The sequence below is a fragment of the Campylobacter sp. IFREMER_LSEM_CL2151 genome (assembly GCF_025771725.1).
In the GTDB taxonomy this organism is placed as follows: domain Bacteria; phylum Campylobacterota; class Campylobacteria; order Campylobacterales; family Campylobacteraceae; genus Campylobacter_D; species Campylobacter_D lari_C.
This window is the reverse complement of record NZ_JAKMQT010000005.1, coordinates 104,641-121,306: the sequence shown is the minus strand read 5'-3', so window position 1 is coordinate 121,306 and position 16,666 is coordinate 104,641. Positions and strand designations below refer to the sequence as shown.

Annotated in this window: 14 protein-coding genes; 6 read left to right on the top strand and 8 right to left on the bottom strand. The window is 28.9% G+C overall.

Translation table 11 applies throughout. The features are described 5' to 3' along the window. The 8 genes from L8V82_RS05285 to mqnE form a co-directional block, all read right to left on the bottom strand. Nucleotides 1-666: cache domain-containing protein (locus tag L8V82_RS05285; RefSeq protein ID WP_263724251.1), on the bottom strand; the 666-nt coding region annotated here is incomplete at its 3' end. Between the two features lie 73 nt (nt 667-739). After that, entirely contained in the window at nt 740-1,480 is a 741-nt protein-coding gene (locus L8V82_RS05280) for a Tfp pilus assembly protein FimT/FimU (RefSeq protein WP_263724250.1), read from the bottom strand. After that, nucleotides 1,477-2,634 (bottom strand): hypothetical protein, encoded by a 1,158-nt coding sequence (locus L8V82_RS05275; protein WP_263724249.1) that lies wholly within the window; start codon nt 2,632-2,634, stop codon nt 1,477-1,479. The genes L8V82_RS05280 and L8V82_RS05275 overlap by 4 nt, the downstream gene beginning before the upstream one ends. Nucleotides 2,635-2,640: 6 nt before the next feature. Next, on the bottom strand, nt 2,641-3,174 hold the full coding sequence (locus tag L8V82_RS05270) for a hypothetical protein (protein WP_263724248.1): 534 nt from the start codon (nt 3,172-3,174) through the stop codon (nt 2,641-2,643). A 2-nt stretch (nt 3,175-3,176) separates the two neighbouring features. Further along, entirely contained in the window at nt 3,177-5,576 is a 2,400-nt protein-coding gene (locus L8V82_RS05265; protein ID WP_263677000.1) for a molybdopterin guanine dinucleotide-containing S/N-oxide reductase, read from the bottom strand. 64 nt (nt 5,577-5,640) lie between these two features. Next, a complete protein-coding gene (locus L8V82_RS05260; RefSeq protein WP_047208056.1) occupies nt 5,641-6,081 on the bottom strand; it encodes a phosphoribosyltransferase in 441 nt (146 codons plus the stop codon). 9 nt (nt 6,082-6,090) lie between these two features. Next, nucleotides 6,091-7,407 (bottom strand): NCS2 family permease, encoded by a 1,317-nt coding sequence (locus tag L8V82_RS05255; protein ID WP_263724247.1) that lies wholly within the window; start codon nt 7,405-7,407, stop codon nt 6,091-6,093. Between the two features lie 8 nt (nt 7,408-7,415). Then, the gene (gene mqnE / locus L8V82_RS05250) at nt 7,416-8,480 is read right to left on the bottom strand and encodes an aminofutalosine synthase MqnE (RefSeq protein ID WP_263724246.1); all 1,065 of its coding nucleotides are present in this window, start codon (nt 8,478-8,480) and stop codon (nt 7,416-7,418) included. 115 nt (nt 8,481-8,595) lie between these two features. Between mqnE and L8V82_RS05245 the strand changes: the two genes are divergently transcribed. From L8V82_RS05245 to L8V82_RS05220, 6 genes are all read left to right on the top strand, one after another. Then, a complete protein-coding gene (locus tag L8V82_RS05245) occupies nt 8,596-10,950 on the top strand; it encodes a nucleotidyltransferase (RefSeq protein ID WP_263724245.1) in 2,355 nt (784 codons plus the stop codon). A gap of 3 nt (nt 10,951-10,953) precedes the next feature. Further along, nucleotides 10,954-12,753, top strand: coding sequence for a glutamine--fructose-6-phosphate transaminase (isomerizing) (glmS, locus tag L8V82_RS05240; protein WP_263724244.1), 1,800 nt, complete (start codon nt 10,954-10,956; stop codon nt 12,751-12,753). A gap of 129 nt (nt 12,754-12,882) precedes the next feature. Next, nucleotides 12,883-14,274, top strand: a complete 1,392-nt coding sequence (gene fumC, locus L8V82_RS05235; protein ID WP_263724243.1) for a class II fumarate hydratase — start codon at nt 12,883-12,885, stop codon at nt 14,272-14,274. A gap of 43 nt (nt 14,275-14,317) precedes the next feature. Continuing rightward, a complete protein-coding gene (locus L8V82_RS05230) occupies nt 14,318-14,692 on the top strand; it encodes an HIT family protein (RefSeq protein WP_263674815.1) in 375 nt (124 codons plus the stop codon). A gap of 197 nt (nt 14,693-14,889) precedes the next feature. After that, complete coding sequence (locus L8V82_RS05225) at nt 14,890-16,242, top strand: DUF4153 domain-containing protein (RefSeq protein ID WP_263724242.1); 1,353 nt, start codon at nt 14,890-14,892, stop codon at nt 16,240-16,242. Nucleotides 16,243-16,290: 48 nt separating this feature from the next. Next, a complete protein-coding gene (locus L8V82_RS05220; protein WP_263724241.1) occupies nt 16,291-16,665 on the top strand; it encodes a DUF1090 domain-containing protein in 375 nt (124 codons plus the stop codon). Nucleotide 16,666: the final 1 nt, after the last annotated feature.

Genomic DNA, 16,666 nt, shown 5'->3' with positions numbered 1-16,666 from the left:
GAGCATTCTTTTTTGATCTTCGTGAAAGATTACTACGCCATCTTTATCATATACACCTGCATAAGAACTATCAGAATGTCCTAGGGCTAAAACATCTTTAGAGAAAGTGTTAAGGTTGTAAACTCCACTTACCACACCTATGAATTTATTATCATTAAAAACTGGAATAGAATATGTCACAACTACTTGTCCATTCAAAACTATACTTTTATAAGGATCAGTAACAATTAGTTTTCCTGCTGCTTTAGCCTCTTTATACCATGGTCTTGTTCTTGGATCAAATTTATTAGGATTATTATGAAGATTAAATTTAGTATCAATTTGATAATCCTTACCTGAATCCTCTAAACCAAAATGAACAGTATCAAAGCCACCTGATCTTTTTGCGGTGTCTAAAACACTAAAAATTTCTCTATCATTAGCATTATATGCAATTTTGCTTAAACTATGCGCTAGTGACTCTATGATAATTCTTTTGCTATTTGAATAACTTGAGTACATATAATTAACATCATGCATAGTTTTTTTCTGAATTTCCTCAAGATAATAACTTGTGCTTTGCTTAGACTCATAATAACTAATCACATTAACTACTATTAATATAACAGCTATTAAAAAACAAGCTATAGTTGTAAGTCTATTAGAAAGACTATTAAATTTAAACATTAATTCTCCTTGTAATAATTTATTAAAAATTTAGCAAAATTAAAATAAATTATTAATAAAAGAATAAAAATAATTATAAATTATGACAAAATATTTGCTTATTATTTAGAATTATATTCTGTCCTTTATGGGAAGTAAAATTAGGGATATAGGCATAACCACTAATGGGATTTATAACAATACATACATGCTCATTTTGGTTATTAGATAATCTTATAATGCAATCATTATTAAAAGAAGCAAGTTTATCATAAGCACGTGTAGCATTTTTTAAAGGCGTATATAAACGACCATAATCATCAAAAACTAAACGCGTACTTCCTTTACAAGCACCTTCAAATAAAACCTTAGATATACCATAAGTTTTTTCTATGTTGTATTTTAAATTTGCTTTGAAATCATTTTGATTTATCACACCACTTTGGCCTGAGTTCATTAATATATCTGGATTGATAAGATCAACAGCTATTTCTCTGTCTTTATTGATCATATTTTTACCTATGTTTGCATTACCATCGCCGTTTTTATCTAAAAAAATGGTATAGGTTTGTTCATTATTAGTGGCAGATTTTGAGCGTATAAAATACAGCTGCCATTTAGCCTTAAACCACTCTCGTTTAGCAATGTTAAATTCTTTAACTCTAAAATCATTTTGCATTAAAGCTAAGTGTCTTGTGTATTTAATATCATTTAAAACTTGCTCAGCTCCCAAGCGCAAATAATCAGGCTTATAATAAACATAAGCCATAGAAAATAATAGAGATAATATAATACAAACAAAAACTAGTTCTATTAAAGTGAAAGCTTGTTTCATTTTATAGAATAATAAACTTTATGCTTGCCCAAACTAACATAAATCTTGCTAGTTTTTTTACTAGAATGAAGTTCTAACTTACCTTTAGAAATACCATAGAATTTAAGCCTTAGGGCTAGTTCTTTATCTTGTGTAGTAATATGCGTGAGATTGTGTTGTTTTAAATTTAGAGCTAGTTCTTTGGCTATGTGATAATCATAGGCAAAATGTTTTTTGGGATCTTTTAATAAATAATAAAAACTTTGATTAAAAATAATACCAAGATAAAAAAATAGTAAAAAAACTAAAGAACATTCTATAAAAATTTTATGTTTTAATCGCAATTGTGGCATTCTTGAGCGATAAGAAGACATTAAATAACGAACTAATAATGGAGTACAAACCACACAAAAAGGTAAAAAATCTTCTAAAAAAAGTCTTTGTCTTATGGAAAAAATTAAACAAAAAACAAAAGTACTTGCACTAATAAACCATAAAAGTGGCTTATCATCTTGCAAAAGAATTCTATAAACAACATAAAAAAAATAAAGAAAAATTAAAGGAGAAAAACAAGCTGCGAAAATACCCAAAGTATCCAAAAAATACCCCTTAGGCTTTCCACTTGCATCAAACCCATAAACACTCATTGCAATAGCAAATAAAATCAAAGAACATATAATAAGTAATTTATCTTTTTTATAAATAGCATAGAAGAAAAAAGACAAGTATAAAATTGCAAAATTTCCATCTACAAAAAGAACTAAAACTAATAAAACATAAAATAAAAATATTTTCTTATATTCAAATAATACTAAAATTAAAAGTGTGAAAAATATCACAATGCTTGATTCATTAATAAGCAAAGCACTAGCTACACTACCAGGGAGTAATATAAAAAGAACCACAGAAATAAAGGCATCAAAAGAAGTTTTGGTATATTTTAAAGCTAAAATGTATAATAAAACACAACTTAAAGAGTGCAATAAAACAAAAGGAAGTCTTAATCCAAAATCATTTTGACCAAAAAGAGTGGTGCCAAATCTAGCGATCATAGCAATTAAGCTATGATCATAAAAATAAATTTGCGCTTCATTATAGCTTATAGATAAAGTGCTTATGCCATACAATAAAGCACAAAAATCAAAAAATAAAACGGCTAACAAATACCTTTTCATTTTTGATTAGTCAAGTTTTACAGGTCCATTACTTGCGTGAGATTGTAAAAATCTTAAAATTCTATCTTTTTCTGCGTCAGTAATTTTTGCAAAACCTTGCATAGCAGATAAGTATGCGTCCCATTCTTCCATTAAATGTTCTTTTGGTTTATGCGCTGCGTGACAACTTGTACAAGTATCATAATAAGTTAATTCTATCTCATCCCAGGCAAGAATTTCTTGATCGGTTAAATCTTTACTTTTAACTAAAAATTCCATTTCATTGCTTGCATTTTTAGCATTCAAAGTAAGTAAAAGATAAATTCCATCTTTGGTATAAGCAAGGCTTTTTGGATTTGACTCCACAACCTCGCCTTTAACTTTGATTAAAGAATATTCACCCTCTTCTTTTATAAGCTCTACTTTAGAGCCTTCATAAATTTGTCCTACTACTTTTTTACTAGCTCTATCTAAAAGATCTACTTTTTCATTAAAAATAAACATATCTTTAGCAAATAAAGCACTAGCTAAAAAAGTCAATACTAATATAATCTTCTTCATTATTAAGCTCCTATAATTTCTGGTGGTGTAGTTGAGTTATAAGGTTTTATAACTTCTTTTAGTTTTTTAATACCCACTAGACAAGTATTTACACTAGTTGCTTGAGCCATAGTTGAAGTTGGTCTTGAGCTTGTTAAAACATTTACATGACCTGCGTTACATCTTGGCTTACTATCGCTTACATCTTCAGGATCATACCAAGCACCCTCTTGAATACTAATAACCCCTTCCATGATATTATCTGTTACAAAAGCACCTGCTAAAAGCGATCCACGATCGTTATATACTTCTACAACTTCCCCATGAGTAATACCAAGTTTTTTAGCATCATTTGTATTTATCATCACAGGCTCTCTACCTTGAATTTTATACAAATCTCTCACCCAAGTATTATCAAGTTGAGAATGCACTCTATATCTTGGGTGTGGGCTTACTAAATGGAAAGGATATTTTTTAACTAATTTTTCATTACCTAGCCACTCAGCTGGTTCAAACCAAGTTGGATGTGCTTTAAAGTCTTCTAAGTTGTATTTTTCAAATTTTGGTGAATAAATTTGAATTTTTCCACTTTCTGTTGCAAGTTTATTTGCTACAGGATCAGCTCTAAATTCAGAGTGTCTTACGAAATTATAAGCTTCTTTCGGAGTTTCAAAATGAATAAAACCTTGTTTCCAAAAATCAGCAAATTCCATATAATAAGGGCAGTCACTTCTACCATAAAAACCTTCAAGCCATTGTTGTTTAGTTTTACCACCGGTGAATTTTTTATGTTCTCTCTCACCTATTCTTTTTGCTAATTCTTCAAAAATATCATAGTCATTTCTACTTTCAAAATAAGGCTCAATTACTTTTTTCATAGCATAAACATAATCTTGAGAATAAGAACCACCAAAACTAATATCATCTCTTTCTAAAGTTGTAGTTGAAGGTAATACAATATCAGCCATTTTTGCCATAGGTGTCCACCAAGGCTCATGGACGATTAATGTATCAAGCGTTCTTAAAGCTTTAATAAGCTCATTTGTGTCCGGATGATGGCCTAATACAGAAGCACCTACTACATACATCATTTTGATTTTTGGATAGGTGATTTCTTTACCTTTAAACTTAACTGTTTTACCTGGATTTAAAATTGCCTCTGAAACTCTACTTGCAGGAATATTAGTATCAAGATTATTTTTACCTTGTGGTAAGCCTACTGGCAATCTTACACCTGAAAATGCTTGTCCACCACCTGAATAATGCATAGAAAAACCAAATCCACCACCAGGTAGACCTACTTGACCTATCATAGAAGCTAAAACCATTAAAGTCCAATCAGCTTGCTCACCATGATGCGCTCTTTGCATAGCCCAGTTACCTGCTAAGAAAGTTCTATTTTTTACAAAAGTATCTGCTAATGCGGTAATAACTTTTTCTTCAACACCGGTAATATTTGCAGCCCAAGCTGGAGTTTTATCAATACCATCAGTTTTTCCAAGTAAATAAGGTAAGAATTTGTCAAAACCATCAGTATATTTTTCAATGAATTTTTTATCGTATTTTCCACTTTTATATAAATAATTCATCATACCAAGCATTAAAGCTACATCGGTATTTGGACGAATTTTAATCCACTGGGCATTTAAAATTTCTGCTGTTTGAGTGTATTGAGGATCAATAGTAATAAATTTGATATTTGATTTGCTGTATTTTTTATAATACTCATCATTACCACGATTTGCAACTTTAAAGTCAATTTGGTTACATTTATAAAGATCAGCTCCCCATAAAACATAAACTTGGGTATTTTCTAAAATAACCTCATGAGAAGTTTGTAAAGAATAAACTTCTAAATCCCCTACTATACTAGCATTAACCTTACCAGCAGCTCCATTACTATACTCTCCATCAGTGCCGATGTGGCCACCTAAAGCAGTATTAAAAAATCTTCCTGCTACTGAGTTACAATTGTGCAATAAACCTACATGCCCCCAAGCACCATAACTTGCATTAAATAAATTTTCAATAGGAGTTTCTTTTAATTTTTGCAATACAAGCTCTAAAGCTTTTTCCCAACTTACTCTTACAAAAGGCTCTTTACCTCTTAATTTAGGTCTTTTCTTTCCTTCTAAAAAACTTTTTCTAACACAAGGATATTTTACCCTAGTATCTGAATAAGTTCTATCAATGATAGCATCAGTGATAATAGAAGGATGTTTGTCAGATTGTTGTGGTGTAACTTTTACAAGTTTTCCTTCTGAATTTACTTCAGCCCAAAAAGCACCAAAGTGAGTTGCGTGAGGAATTTTTTTAGTATCATAAAATTTAGTTCCCTCGCTTGCAGCCATTAAAGGATTAACCGAAGCAATCGCTGAAGTAGCAGCAAGTCCTTTTAGAAATTTTCTTCTTGTTAAACTCATAAGACATCCTTTCTTAACAAAATAAAGTCAAAATAATATTATAACATTTGTATTTGATTTAAAGCTAAATTTTAATACTCCAAAAAAAGTCAATCCACTCTTTAGCTTCTTTTATATAAAACTCAGGGATTAATAATGCTGAAGGCTTATAAAAAACACTTGCTACTTTGAGTTCTAAATGAGGATATTTTTCCATTAAAACTCTTTTGATTTCTATCATAGTTTCACCACTATCTATAATATCATCTACCAAAAGAACTTTTTTATATGAACTAAGATCAGGGATATTAAAAATTTTAATCGTATCTAATTTTTGGGTATCTTCATAGTGAATAGAATTTAAAGAAAATAAATTTCTATTACCCATACCTTCTGCTAAAAAATGACCCAAAGTCATACCACCTCTTGCAATGGCAAGTAATACATCAGGATTAAATTCTTCCTTAATTTTGCGTGTAAAAGGAATAATTTCTTTTTGAAATTCTTCATAAGCATAATAATACATAATCACTTCCTATAAAAATTGTAATAAAAATACTAGCAATGAAATCGCACTTAATACAATAATACCAAGGTTAATTTTATCAAATTCTTTTTGCATAATACGCATAAATAAATATGCAATAAATCCAAAAGCAAAACCTGTGGTAATAGAATAAGTTAGTGGCATCATAATGATAATAAAAAATGCACTCACTGCTATAGCTTTATCTTTAAAATTAATATTTGCAACTTCCATAAACATTAAAACTCCAACAAGCACTAAAATAGGATAAATAGAATTTGCAGGAATAGCTTTAAATACTGGCAGTAAAAATAAAGTAAAAACAAAACATATAGCAGTAACTAAAGCTGTAAGTCCTGTCCTACCTCCTGCTTCTACCCCTGCTGAGCTTTCTACAAAAGCAGTTACAGTAGAAGTTCCAACAACTGCTCCCATAGCCGAACTTGCTGCATCAGCGCCTAAGGTTTTACCTAATTTTTTCTCACCTTGCTTTGGATCATCAAATATTTTTCCTCTTGAGCCTACACCTGTGATTGTGCCCACACTATCAAAAAGCTGAGTAACAAAAAAAGTAAGTACTATAGGAATCATACTAAGCTCTAAAGCACCTTTAATATCAAGCTTGCCAAATATAGCACTTAAACCATTATCTCCACTAATAACTGGCAAAGATAAAAGTTGCTCAGGAAACTTGGCTCCATCAATACCAAAAATCCAAGCACACAAAGCACTTACAAAAACAGCTAAAATAAACGCAGCTTTAATCCTCCAAGCCCAAAAAACAAAAACCAAAAACAAGCCAAACAATCCAAAAAGCACTTTAGTGCTTGAAAAATCACCCAAACCTACTAAGGTTGCTTCGCTTTTGGTGATAATCCCCATTTGCACAAGTCCCATAAAGGCTATAAAGGTTCCAATACCTGCTGATATAGCTTTTCTTAAATCATTTGGTATGCTTTTTATTACCCAAATTCTAAAATTAGTAAAAGATAATAAAGTAAAAACAATACCCGATAAAAACACAGCTCCCAAAGCACTTTGCCAAGGAATTTGATAGGTATTACACACGCTAAAAGTAAAATACGCATTTAGCCCCATACCCACACTCATAGCCACAGGAGTATTAGAGAAAAAAGCACTAAAAGTAGTAGCTATAATAGTTACTAAAGCGGTTGCAACAATTAAAGCTTCTAGTGGCATACCTGAATTACTCATAATATTTGCATTAACTGGTATAATATAAATCATTGCTAAAAAAGTAGCAATACCTGCATAAATTTCAGTTTTTATATCGCTATTATGTTCTTTAAGTTTAAAAAAATCCATTTTTATCCTTAATAAGTTTTTAATTCATTATACAAACTATCTCGTTCTATCGCTATATAACCTGAGCTTTGAATCATTTCTATAAAAGTTTTTAAACTCAAGCCATTTGAACTTTTTGCCCCACCTGCACTTTGTATACTTTCTTTTTCTATAGTACCATCTAAATCATTTGCACCAAAATCTTGAGCTACCATAGCTAAATTTATACCCATGGTTGCCCAGTATGCTTTGATATTTTTAATATTATCAAGCACTATCCTTGCTATAGCTAAGGTTTTTAAAATTTCTACCGAGCCAAGTGGTTTTTTACCTGTAATAAAACTATTATCTTGTTGCCAAACTAAAGGAATAAAAGCATTAAACCCGCTTGTTTGATCTTGAAGATTTCTCAATCTTATCATATGATTGATTCTATTTTCTCTACTTTCTATATGCCCAAAAAGCATTGTGGCATTACTTTGTCTGCCTTTTTCATGCCAAAGTTTGTGAATTTTCAACCAATTTTCACTACTTACTTTACCATGACAAATTTTTTTTCTAATTTCTTCATCAAAAATTTCAGCCCCGCCACCTGGCATAGAATCAACGCCATATTCAAGCATTTTTTCTATCACTTCTTCATAGCTCATATTAAAAGCTCTACTTAAAAAATCAATCTCAGCAGCAGTTAAGGCTTTAATATGTAAAAATGGATATTTTTCTTTAATCATTTTAAAAATTTCCAAATACCATTGCCATGAAGTGTTTTTATTATGCGCTGAAACGATATGAATTTCTTTGGTATCTCTCAAAACTGTTTCATCGACTATTTTCATTATCTCTTCGTGCGACATAGTGTAAGGATTAGGATTTTTCCTATGTGCTGAAAAAGCACAAAATTTACAAGTATCAGCACATATATTTGTAGGATTAATATGGCGATTAATATTAAAATAAACCTTTTTACCATGCAAATTAGTTCGAATTCTTTGTGCATATTTGCCTAAAGTAAAAAGCTCTAAACCCCAAAGCTTATTAGCTTCTTCTTCATTTAATCTTTCTTGTTTTTCTAGTTTTTCTATAATTGTTTGCATATTCTTACCATTTTTTAAATTTAAATTACAATTATAGTTTCTACTTACTTAAAATTTAATACAAAGTATTTTTGGTATGATATTAAAAATCAAAATAAAGGGATTATTATCAAAAATGAATATGCAAAAAATTCAAAAATTAAAAAATTCTTTAAAAGATTATGAAGCTTATTGCTCCAGACTTTTTTTAAAACAAGGCTCGTTTAGTTTTTACCACTCTAAAGAAATTGATCGTTTTATAGAAGATGTTTACGAGCTTGTTTTGAATGATTTTTTCGATGATTATTTTCCGCATAATGATAAATTCCCTTTTTGTATTATCGCTATTAAACAATATGCTAAAATGAATTTAAGTATAAAAGAAAATGTTGATTTATTGCTTATTTATAAAGATATAAAAGCTTATAATATCAAGCCTTTAATGAAAGCATTTATTACTTCACTAAATGATATTAATTTAAATATCAATTATCAAATTTGTGAAATAAATGGACTTTACAATATAGCCAAAAACGAGCTAAAACAAAATATTTTACAATATCGTTATATTTGCGGTTCTAAAATTTTATTCAAACAAATCAAAGAAAAAATTTCTCAAGCTCAAGATGAGTTAAAAGAAGAATTTGCTTTGAAAATCTTGCAAGAATTTAACCCATATCATCAACCTTTAATCAAGCAAGAATTTGACATTAATAAAAATTTTGGTGGTTTAGATGAGCAACTTGATATAGAAAATTTAAGTATATTATTTAAAGATTCTCCTAAAAATTATATGCTTAATTTTATCAACGAAAAAGAATTAAGTGAATTTAAGCTTGCGAGTGATTTTTTATTTTCACTCAAATGCGCAATGAATCTTTTAGAAGGTAAAAACACTAATTTATTTTTAATACAAAATTCACAAGAACTTGCTAACTTAATGCAAAAAAAAGAAAAGAAAAATTTAGATCTTAAATCCATACTTATTCAAAAAGCTATGCAATGCATGCAAACTTGTGGAATTTATACGCAATTTTTAGCAAGGTGTATCCAAGAAAAACACTATAAAGATAGTAAGCTTTATGAAACACAAGATAACTTTTTTACTTATTCTAATAAAAGTGAAAACCTAAGCTTGATATTAAATCAACTTTTAAAATTAGATGATAAAGATTATAATTTTGATATCAAACTCATTTTTGCATTAAAAAGAGCAGAAAATAAAGATGAAAATCTAGAATTATTCAAGAAAATTTTAGAAAGAAAACATTCTTTTGCTCTTTTAAAACTTCTTGCTGATGCTAATATTTTAAAAGATTTTTGCAAACCTCTTACTCAAAGTAAATTTTTACTCGAAGAAGAAGGTGTTTATAGCGCATTAGATAGAGCATTACTTTGCTTAAAATGCTTTGAAGAAAAAGATTATGACTTTGATGAAAATACACTTTTAATAATAAAACTCACCATACTTTTAAGTGCTATTCATGAAGAAAATGAAATTTCTTTAGCAAATATTTACAGGGCTTATGTAGGAAAATTCCAAGTTGATAATGAACTTTTAGATTTTGGCTTAAGATTGTATAAAAATTTTAACGCTTTTAAAGACATTATAGAAAAAGAAGATATTTATAATTCTACTATTGTTTTAAATTTTATTTCCAAATTAAATGATATAAATACCTTAAAAACCTTACATCTTTTATCTTTTTGCAATGCTAAAGCTTTAGGTATAGAAAATCATTTTTATTATAAAAGTTTAGAAAGATTGTTTCAAAATGCGCTAGAAGGCTTTGAGGATGAGAATTTAATTGATGAGAGCCAAAGAAGAGTAAAAAAAGAACAAACTCTAAAAAGAAGTAAGGCTTTTTTAGATCTTGATGAGCAAACTCAAGATAATATCGCTCATATTAAATCTAATCTCTTTTTTATAAAAAATAGTTTTGAAAAAATCATTAAAATAGCACAAATTGCACAAAAAGAAAATTTTACTTTTTGGCTTGATAATCAAGATAATTTTACCCTAGAGCTTATAATGAATAGAAAAAACAATCTTGAAAATATACTCAATACTTTAAGTTCTTTAAATTTAGTCTTTATGAGTTTTTTTGAATTATTTGATGAAAAAGTTTATTTGAAATTTGAATATTCAGATATAGTAAGCGATACTCAAAAACAAAGTTTAGAAAATTTACTTAATTCTAAATTGCATTTAAAAGTACAAAAAAAGGCAAAAAAACCAAACATTAAAAAAGATGAATTAAAATTAGACATGAATTATTCCAAAAGCTATGCCAAAATAACCTTAAACACAAAAGATCAAAAAGGTTTAATGGCTTATGTGATGGATGTGCTTGCAAGATATGATATTATCTTAAGCGCAGCAAAAATTCAAACCATAAAAGAAAGAACGCGAAATGTTTTGATTTTGCATAAAAATGAAAGCTTGCAAGATCATAAAGATCAAATTCTTAAATCACTAATAAGCGAGTAAAAGATGTGTGGAATAGTAGGTTATATAGGAACTAAAGAAAAGAAAAAAATCATATTAGAAGGCTTAAAAGAGCTTGAGTATAGAGGTTATGATAGTGCTGGTATAGCAGTAATGAAAGATGGGGAATTAGACTTTTTTAAAGCGGTTGGAAAATTAGAAAATTTAGCTAACAAAACTGCTAATTTTAATAGTGATGGCTTTGGGCTTGCTATAGGCCATACGCGTTGGGCAACTCATGGAAAACCAACTGAAATAAACGCTCATCCACATTTAGGACAATACTCTTGTGTAATACATAATGGAATCATAGAAAATTACCAAGAATTAAAAACAAAACTCACACAAGAAGGTATTAATTTTCTAAGTCAAACCGATACTGAAGTTATTGTGCATTTGTTTGAATACTATGCAAGTAATTTAGAACCATTTGAAGCTTTTAAAAAGACTATAGCTGAACTAAAAGGTGCTTTTGCAATCTTACTTGTGAGCAAAAAAGATCCTAATACAATTTATTTTGCTAAAAATGCTGTACCACTCATCATCGGAAAAAATGGCGATGAAAATGAATATTATTTTGCATCAAGTGATGCGCCTTTAGTTTCTTTAGTAGATAAAGTAGCTTATCTTGAAGATGGAGATTATGGATATGTGAATTTAAACGAATGCAAAATTTGTCATGATCAAGCTTGTATACAACCTATTTTTGTGGCTTTAAGTCAAGATAAAAGTTATGCTCAAAAAGATGGTTATAGATTTTTTATGGAAAAAGAAATTTATGAGCAAAGTAGAGTTTTAGGTGAAGTTTTAATGGGACGCTTGCAAGGTGAGCAAATTGTTTTTGAAGATATAGATGAAACGCTTTTACAAAACATAGATGAAATCACACTTTGTGCTTGTGGTACAAGCTATCATGCAGCATTAAGTGGGGCTTATTTGCTTGAAAGACTTGCAAAGATTAAAACTAAAGTTGAAGTAGCAAGTGAATTTAGATACAGAGAAGCCATTATAGGTAAAAATACTCTTTTTATAGTAATCTCACAAAGTGGTGAAACAGCTGATACACTTGAAGCTTTAAAAATAGCAAAAGCACAAGGAGTTAAAACTTTAGCAATATGTAATGTGGATAATTCTAATATCGTGCGTTTGGCTGATATATCATTGCTTACTAGAGCGGGCATTGAAAAAGGTGTGGCTTCAACTAAAGCTTTTGCTACTCAAGTGGCAACTTTATGGATGCTTGCAATCTATCTTGCACAAAAAGCAAATTTGGAAATGAGTAAAGAAATCAAAGCTTTAAGAAGCTTGCCAAGTATAGTTAAAGTTGAACAAAACTTACATGAAAAAGTACATAGAATTTCAAAAAGATACCTACATGGCCACGGCTTTTTCTTTATAGGAAGAGATGTATTTTATCCACTAGCATTAGAAGGAGCTTTAAAATTAAAAGAAATTTCATACTTACATGCTGAAGGCTATCCAGCAGGTGAAATGAAACATGGACCTATTGCTCTAGCAGATAGTGAGCTTTTTACTGTTGCACTAATGCCGCAAAATTGCCTTTATGAAAAAACCAAATCAAATGTAGAAGAATTAGCTGCAAGGGATTCTACTTTGCTTGCTATTTCCCCGCTTGATTTTGATTTAAGTGATGATTTTATAAGAACTTCAAAACAAGAACACTATATGTGTGAATTTTTTGAAATGATGGTGATCTTACAGCTTCTTGCTTTAGAAGTTTCTATAAGACTTGGCAATGATGTGGATATGCCAAGAAATCTAGCAAAAAGTGTTACCGTAGAATAAATATTTTGTGTAGTTTTGAAAAAACTACACTTTTTTTCAAAAATTTTATAAATACTTCTTAAATTATAAGCAAACTTTAGGGTTTATTTGGCTTAAATATCATATCTTATTTTATTACAAGGAAAAGCCATGGAATATAGAATCGAACACGATACTATGGGAGAGATTAAAGTTCCTAATGACAAATATTGGGGTGCGCAAACTGAAAGAAGTTTTGAAAATTTTAAAATAGGTTGCGAAAAAATGCCAAAAGTTTTAATTTATGCTTTTGCAAATCTTAAAAAATCTTTGGCTTTAGTAAATAACAAACTTGGCAAATTAGATGATGCTAAAAAAGATGCTATTGTGCAAGCTTGCGATGAAATTGTAGCAGGAAAATTTGACGATAATTTCCCACTAGCAATATGGCAGACAGGTTCGGGCACACAAAGCAATATGAATATGAATGAAGTCATAGCAAATCGTGCTACTGAAATTATGGGTGGAGATTTTAGAAAAGAAAAACTTGTTCATCCTAATGATCATGTAAATATGAGCCAAAGCTCAAATGATACTTTTCCAACTGCTATGAGTATAGTTTCAGTAGAGCAAGTAGAAAAAAAACTTATCCCTACTTTAGATGAGCTTATTGCAACTTTTGAAAAAAAAGTAAAAGAATTTGAAGGGATTATTAAAATAGGAAGAACTCACCTTCAAGATGCTACACCACTTACCCTTGCTCAAGAATTTAGTGGATATCTTTCTATGTTACTTCACTCAAAAGAGCAAATCATCGCTTCTTTACCTACATTAAGAGAGCTTGCAATAGGTGGGACAGCTGTTGGCACAGGATTAAATGCACATCCAGAACTTAGCGAAAAAGTAAGTGAAGAACTAAGCAAGCTTTTAGGTACTAAATTTGTTTCAAGTCCAAATAAATTCCATGCACTAACAAGCCATGATGCTATTAATTTTACTCATGGAGCTATGAAAGGCTTAGCTGCAAATTTAATGAAAATAGCAAATGATATTAGATGGTTAGCAAGTGGCCCTAGATGTGGTCTTGGAGAGTTAAACATACCTGAGAACGAACCAGGAAGTTCTATCATGCCAGGTAAGGTTAATCCTACTCAATGCGAAGCTTTAACTATGGTTGCAGTGCAAGTTATGGGAAATGATGCAGCTATTGGTTTTGCAGCAAGCCAAGGAAATTTCGAGCTTAATGTTTTTAAACCTGTGATTATTTATAATTTTTTACAAAGTCTTGATTTATTAGCTGATGCTATGCATTCATTTAATATCCACTGTGCTGTTGGTATAGAACCAAATAAAGAAAAAATAGATCATAATTTACATAATTCCTTAATGCTAGTGACTGCATTAAACCCACACATTGGCTATGAAAATGCAGCTAAAGTAGCAAAAAATGCTCATAAAAAAGGTATTTCTTTAAAAGAAAGTGCTATGGAGCTTGGCTTGGTAAGTGAAGAAGACTTTGCTAAATTTGTAGATCCTACAAAAATGATAGGACCAAAAAAATAATCAAAAGACTAGGAATAATCCTAGTCTTTTCTTAAGGGTTAGTATGATTTATGAAAATGATTATTTATTTATAGAAAAAGAAAATTCTCAAATTCCTTGGGTGAAAATTTTTACTAAAGAAAATTACAGAGAATTAAGTGATTGCCCAGCCTTTTTGCAAAATATGCTTTTTCAATATGTTTTAGCTTGTGAATTAAGCCTTAGAGAATACTATAACCCAGAAAAAATCAATATAGCTTCCTTTGCAAACTATGTACCAAGAGTGCATTTTCATGTTATGGCACGTTTTAAAGAAGATGGGTTTTTTCCTGAATGCATGTGGGGAAAACAGCAAAGAGAAATTAAGGATTTAAATTTACCTGACTTTGAAGGATTTATATCAATTTTACTTAACAAAATAAAAAATATTCATGTTTAAAAAATTTATTAATTCTAGCTATCTAGCTTTATTGAATCATCCACTTGGAGTTATTTTTTATTTATGTTTTTGGTTTTTTATAGCATTTTTTTATGATTCATACCAAACTAGTATTTTTTTACTTTTAACCCTATTTATAATTTTTTGTGAAACATTCACTGAATCAAAAAAGCAATTTAATACAAAATTATAAAAGTTTGAAAAATTTATGGGTTGGATTTTTTGGGCTAATTTTTTATATATTTTTAAATTTTATTTTTAAAGATGGTATAGAAAATTATTTAATATTTTTTACTAATAATTCTTTGTATATTTCCTTAACAACAGCTCTTATAGCTTTAGTATGTGCAAGAAAATTATATGATTTTAATTATTTTCATCATTTTTTAGCTGCCATTTCTTTTAGTATAAGCTTTTGGTTCATTTTTGGTATATTTTTGGCTATATTTTATGGTTCATTTGATTTTTTATTTGATATTTCTTCAAGCATGTTAGATTCTTGTGTTTTATCATTATGGCTTTTTAGTGCTGGAATTTTTTCTTTATTTTTACTTGGTAATTTTACCTCATATAATTTTCATAAAATTTTTATATTCATACTAAATACTTTTAGTGTTTTATATATTATTATGCTTTTTGCTTATGGTTTAGGGGCGTTATTTAGTCTTTTAGAAAATCTTAGCATAGTTCATTTGTGCCTTTGGTTTGGTAATTTTTTATTAATTAATCTGTGGATAAATTTATCGTTTTATAAAATCAAAAAAACATTACTCTATGCCTTTTTTATTGTGGTGCTATCACTAAATATTTTCGTATTTTATGCTATTATAATTAGAATTGCACAATATGGCTTTACGCCAGAACGCTTAGCAGTATTAGCTTTAAATTTATGGCTATTGATAGCAAATTATCTAAGCGTGTTTAAACAAAAAATAGCATTAAAATTTTCTTTTTATCTACTTGCACTTATGGCACTATTTTTAGGATTTTTTGCAAATTACATAAGCTTTTCTTCACAAAAATATCAATTGCAAAAATTAGAAAACTCTATACATTCTTTAAATCTTGACTATATTCAAAGCAGACAATATTATAATCAAATTAAAAGTATCAAAAACACTTTGCACAATCTTAATAAAAATTATAACAACAATTATAGTTTTGATGATTTTTTAAAAACTTATAATTTAACTCATTTAAAACCACAAAAGATAGAATTTCACAATATGTCCAAAAAATTTCATCCAAAATACTCCAAATTAAAAGAAAATTATGATGAAGTATTATTTGATTTTATTGCTGATTCAAGTGACTTTAAATATTTTATGAAAATTGATGATAATACCTTGTATTTTTTACTTCAAGAAAAAGAACTTTTAAAGCTTGAAAATTTTGACAAAATATTAAAAAACTACCAGGAAAATTCGCAATTAAGCTACAAACTTAACAATAACTCATCTTTGATTTTTATCCCTTTGGAGTTTGACATTAATATAAAAGGTCAAATAACTTTTTTCAAAACTCATATTTTCATTAAAAACAGCAAATAAATTATTTAATATAGCAAACTAAAATATCAAAAAAGAAAGGTTTAAACTATGAAACAGCTGTTGTTTTTACTTACACTTTGCTCATTTGCATTTTCCACACAATGTGAGGTTAAAATAGAGCAAATTCAAAAAGAAATAGCTTATGCTAAAAATTATAATCATCAAGAAAAAGCTTCAAGTTTAGAATTAGCTTTAAAAGAAGTTCAGGCTGATTGTGCAAAAGATCCTCTTTTTTATGATAAAAAATTAGAGGCTAAAAAACTTAAAGAGCAAGAGATAAAAAAAATCGAACAAGAGTTAAAAGAATTAAAAAAACAAAAAGATTATATGAGCAAAACAGAATATAAAAATAAAAAACAAGCTTTAAAAGACAAAAAAGACAAAATCAAAAAAGAGATTGAAGAATACATCAACAAACTCTAAT